The sequence below is a fragment of the Desulforhopalus singaporensis genome (assembly GCF_900104445.1).
Taxonomy (GTDB): domain Bacteria; phylum Desulfobacterota; class Desulfobulbia; order Desulfobulbales; family Desulfocapsaceae; genus Desulforhopalus_A; species Desulforhopalus_A singaporensis.
Map to the genome: position 1 here is coordinate 1 of NZ_FNJI01000122.1, position 1,115 is coordinate 1,115.

A 1,115-nucleotide genomic window follows, 5' to 3' on the forward strand; every position below is an offset into this window, starting at 1 on the left:
AGCTACATCCAGGCGTTTGTCGGGGCAAATTACCAGAACCCGAAATCGATCACTCCGGTGCACCAGATGCTGCTGCCACGGATCATCAAGGGGTAGAGGAGATAAGTCCTGCCAACAATCACTGAGCGTTTTTCCCTCTTCTTCACAAGAAGGGGGAAAACTGACTAAACTGTCTCCCTAATAAAGTATCAGCTGTCCAAAAAGGTGAGAATAATGGTAGAGGATGTGTTGCCGGACAATCTAAGGGGCGCGCAGCCGGCCATGAAGTCACCCCGGCGGGACAAAATGATGAATGGGAGAAAAAAATATGGATAACAACGGCCATAAAGACCGAAAATTCGTAACTGCCCTGGCGAGAGGACTCGATGTGCTAAAAAGTTTCGGCGCCGGAGACCGCTTCCTCGGCAACAACCAGATAGCCGAACGCACGGGGCTTGCCAAATCGACTGTTTCAAGGCTCACCTATACGCTGTGTGAGAAGGGGTATCTTGAGTATGCCGAGGAGCCGAACAAGTATAGGCTCTCATCTTCGGTGTTCAGTCTCGGCTACGCCAGCCTGGCGCAGATGGATGTGCGCAGGATCGCAAGACCCTTGATGCAGGCGCTTGCCGAACATACCCAGGCCTCGGTTAATCTCGGGATTCGCGATCAGCTGAATATGGTCTATATCGATACCTACCGCAACGCTTCGACGTATGCGGTGCAGCTTAACGTCGGATCGGAGATATGCATAAGCACCACCTCCATGGGAAGGGCTTATCTCGCCGCCCTGGAAAAAGAGAAAAGGCAAGAGCTGATGGAAAAAATCCGTCAGAGCGACAAGGCCAACTGGTCCCGCATCAATGAAGGAATAGAGCGGGCGCTGAGCGAATACCGGGAAAGGGGATACTGCCTTTCCCTCGGCGACTGGCGCCCCGAGTCACATGCTGTGGCTGTACCTTTGGTACCTGAAAAGGGGTCGGAAATAATGGTGTTCAGCTGCAGCGGCGCCGCTTTCCAGCTCAGTGCCAAGGTCTTTGAGGAAGATATCGGGCCGCGGCTGGTCAATCTCGTCGGCAACGTCAAGACGGTGCTGAGATACCAGTAAGAACCGGCAGGGCCCACCGATGATGTAA

1 protein-coding gene is annotated in these 1,115 nt (G+C 53.5%); it reads left to right on the forward strand.

The features are described from left to right. The first annotated feature begins 307 nt into the window (after positions 1 to 307). Positions 308 to 1,087, forward strand: a complete 780-nt coding sequence (locus BLQ17_RS22115) for an IclR family transcriptional regulator (protein WP_218121893.1) — start codon at positions 308 to 310, stop codon at positions 1,085 to 1,087. The last annotated feature ends 28 nt before the right edge of the window (positions 1,088 to 1,115 follow it).

Excerpts from the sequence above, each read along its gene's own strand:
- BLQ17_RS22115 (WP_218121893.1), top strand. The coding sequence starts at position 308 with ATGGATAACAACGGCCATAAAGACCGAAAATTCGTAACTGCCCTGGCG.